General features: G+C 59.5%; 2 protein-coding genes and 1 pseudogene. 2 read left to right on the forward strand and 1 reads right to left on the reverse strand.

Annotation, left to right across the window (positions count from 1 at the left end):
- Positions 1–389 (reverse strand): IS110 family transposase (locus tag GCT13_RS47240; protein WP_152768391.1); only part of this gene is annotated, 389 nt, incomplete at its 3' end.
- An 834-nt stretch (positions 390–1,223) separates the two neighbouring features.
- Between GCT13_RS47240 and GCT13_RS47245 the strand changes: the two genes are divergently transcribed.
- Together GCT13_RS47245 and istA are read left to right on the forward strand one after the other, a co-directional pair.
- Complete coding sequence (locus tag GCT13_RS47245; protein WP_193727984.1) at positions 1,224–2,060, forward strand: IS110 family transposase; 837 nt, start codon at positions 1,224–1,226, stop codon at positions 2,058–2,060.
- 129 nt (positions 2,061–2,189) lie between these two features.
- Positions 2,190–2,948, forward strand: a pseudogene (gene istA / locus GCT13_RS47250) (IS21 family transposase); the annotation flags it as partial.
- Positions 2,949–3,209 lie beyond the last annotated feature (261 nt).

Raw genomic sequence — 3,209 nt, forward strand, 5'->3', positions numbered from 1 at the left:
TGCATGCGCTTGCGGGCGAGATCACGCAGGCCCCGCTCCTCCGGCGGATAGATGTAACCTTCTGGGAGAAGCCCAAGCCGGAAGAGATGCGCGAGAAACACGGCGTCTCGTTCATYACCTGCGTACTTCAGGCCCTCGTACTGCTTGATGGCAGCGGTATTTGCGAGGTGAACGGCAAAACCCGCTGCCATCAAGCCATCGACAAGCCAGTACCAGTTGTAGGTTGATTCCACCACGACCCCTTGCAAGTCCTCGTGGAACGAGGCGAGAACCGCGATGATTGATGACAGATCGTTGGCTAGTCGCTTGCAGTAGAGCACACGGTCCTGATCGTCGATCACGGCGATTACAGCGTTGTTCGAGTGCAGATCGATGCCGCTATACTTCATTTCAGCGTGCGACACGTGTCGCCGTCCGCCGGACGTAAATCGGCAATGAAGTTGACGGCAAAGCTCTTTCTTGCCTTGTCACATTCGGGATCTGTCGAAATGTGACCTGCTGCACGACCAGCAGTTGCCTATCCGGACGTGCGCGATTGGTAACGATCGGGTGCGAAGCTCCGGAGACAAAGTACCCTTCAGTAGACGGTTCACCGTGGCGACTCGGCAGGAATCGACACTGCCAGCAGCCGTGCGGTGTGGGGGCAAGGCAACGCACAGCTTCCTTGTTGCGTCGGCAAGACTGGGAACGTGGTAAGCCCGATTCTCCGCCATCGGTGCAGAACATCGGACCGATGGCAGGTGACTCGCGAGGGAAGCTGTTGGAGAAGCGGGTAAGAGAACGCGGAGAAAGCGAATGGTGACCTGTAACGGGTCACATAGGGGTTCAAGATTTGCCCCGACCCGAAAGGGTGCAGACTTCCGCGTGGTGCAGCTGTCGCAATTCCACATTTGAGATTCGACACGGGGCAGCTTGTGAGAGACCGCTTATCAGCGGTTCAGCGCCCTTGTTCCGGCGACGGAATGGATCAACGATGCGGTGTTTGCGAAGGGCTTGAGTAGATTGGCAAGACCGGCGTCAGTAAGGCGCTTCACGCTGTGCGCGAGCCTTGTGCGGTGAAAGTCGCTCGCAGGGTTCTTCGGGGGCCGCGTTTTCGAGAGGGAATGCGGCTACCCTCTCTCCCGAATACTCAGGGTTTGCCGTCCGACCGGCTTGCTATATCGCCTTCGCTGGACGCAGGCATGCATGTCCCTTCACGTAATCTAGCACTTGCAGGGGTCCACATGTCACCTCTAGCCGAGCATTCCTTTACGGCCTATGTCGGTATCGACTGGGCGGACACGAAACACGATATCTGCCTGCAGGCATCCGGGAATACCAGGCGCGAGTCCTGCTGCATCCGACATCAGGTCGCGGCCATCGACGAATGGGCAAACACGGTGCATCGCCGCTTCGGTGGTCCGGTTGCGGTTGCCATTGAACTGGCCAAGGGACCGATCGTCGCTGCGCTGCAGAAGTACGAATTCTTTGTGCTGTTTCCGATCAACCCGGCGACCCTGGCGAAATATCGCGAGGCGTTCCACCCTAGTGGCGCCAAGGACGATCCGGGCGATGCGGAGCTCGCGCTTGACCTCCTTCTGCACCATCCAGAACGGTTCGGCCCCCTGAAGCCGCAGAGCGTCCAGATGCGGACGCTGGTGAGTCTGGTTGAGCGGCGCCGGCAACTGGTTGGCGACCAGACCCGGCTGACCAACCGGCTGTGCGACACGCTCAAGCAGTATTACCCGCAGGCGCTTGAATGGTTTCATGACCGGGGCACGATGCTGTTCTGCGACTTTCTCGACCGCTGGCCAACGTTGCGCTCAGTTAAGCAGGCACGCACGACGACCCTTGAAGCATTCTTCCACACACACCACTGTCGCAGTGCGAAGCAGATCAGCGCCCGTATCGGGGCGATTCGCGCGGCGGCAGCGCTGACTGAAGACCCGGCGATCATCGGTCCGTGCCGGCTGCACGTGCTGGCACTGGTCGCGCAGCTACGCGCAGTGCTGGCCGCAATCGGTCAGTTCGAGCACGAGATCGCCGCGTGGGCGGCGACAATTATCTTGGCCGGTCGTTGACGATTGTTTTGGCCGGTGGTGAGGAGTCGCAGGCGGCGTAGCCGCCGGAGACGACGAGCCACCGGCAGCGCTGTGTCGGCGGGGCTTTAGGATGGGCTGATCGAAGCTTAAATAAGAAGCGGTCAGCTCATGTCTGGAACCCGCATTACCGACCAACAGGTTCGTCTCTACATGAACAAGCGCAAACATCATTCGCAGGAGGTGGCGGCCGCCAAGACCGGCATCAGCGTGCGTACGGCACGCCGCATCGAACGCGATGCAACGTTGCCATCCCAGAAGCCACGGCATTCGTGGCGGACCCGTCCCGATCCATTCGCCGAGGTCTGGGACAGCGAAGTCGTGCCGTTGCTGCGCAACGCACCCCACCTGATGGGCATCACGGTCCTGCGTAAGCTGCAGGATGATCACCCGGATCGTTATCCCGATAGCATGCGGCGTACGCTGGAGCGGCGTATTCGCCAGTGGCGCGCTCTCGAGGGCCCTACCCAGGAGGTGTTCTTCCCGCAGGAGCACCAGCCCGGCGTGCGTGGACTGTCGGACTTCACAGATATGAGCAAGCTGTGCGTGACGATCGGCGGCGCCCCGTTTGGCCACCGGCTGTATCACTTCGTGCTGGCATTCTCACGCTGGGAGTATGCGAACGTGGTTGAGGGTGGTGAGAGTTTCGAAGCGCTCGCGACCGGATTGCAGAACGCTCTATGGCAGGCGGGAGGTTGCCCGCGCGAACATCGCACTGACAGCCTGTCGGCGGCCTTCAGGAACCTGACCGAACAGGAGGACTTCACGACGCGTTACGCAGCTCTGCTCGATCATTACGGCATGGAGGGCACGCGTAACAATCGTGGTCTGGGTCACGAGTATGGTGCGGTAAAAAATATGTCACAGTGGTTCTCAAGAACCCCGCATCGTCTATCGCGTTGACGTTTCCATGACGACATAATTTTCAGGCTGATACTGATATTCCACTGATCAATGATGGGGGAATATCATGTTCGAGACTCTCTTTACGCGTCCGCATGTTCTTGCTGCCCACAATCTCGCGCCCTGCGTGGAATCCAGGAAGCGCTTCCTCGTACATTGTCAGGAACAGGGTTATCCGCTCAGGTCGATTCGGAAGATCGCGTGGCTCCTGCTGGTGTTTTCACAGAG

The organism is Paraburkholderia franconis (assembly GCF_009362735.1).
Lineage (GTDB): Bacteria > Pseudomonadota > Gammaproteobacteria > Burkholderiales > Burkholderiaceae > Paraburkholderia > Paraburkholderia franconis.

Bases quoted from the DNA above. Each gene is read 5' to 3' on its own strand.
- GCT13_RS47245 (WP_193727984.1), top strand. From the start codon at position 1,224: ATGTCACCTCTAGCCGAGCATTCCTTTACGGCCTATGTCGGTATCGAC.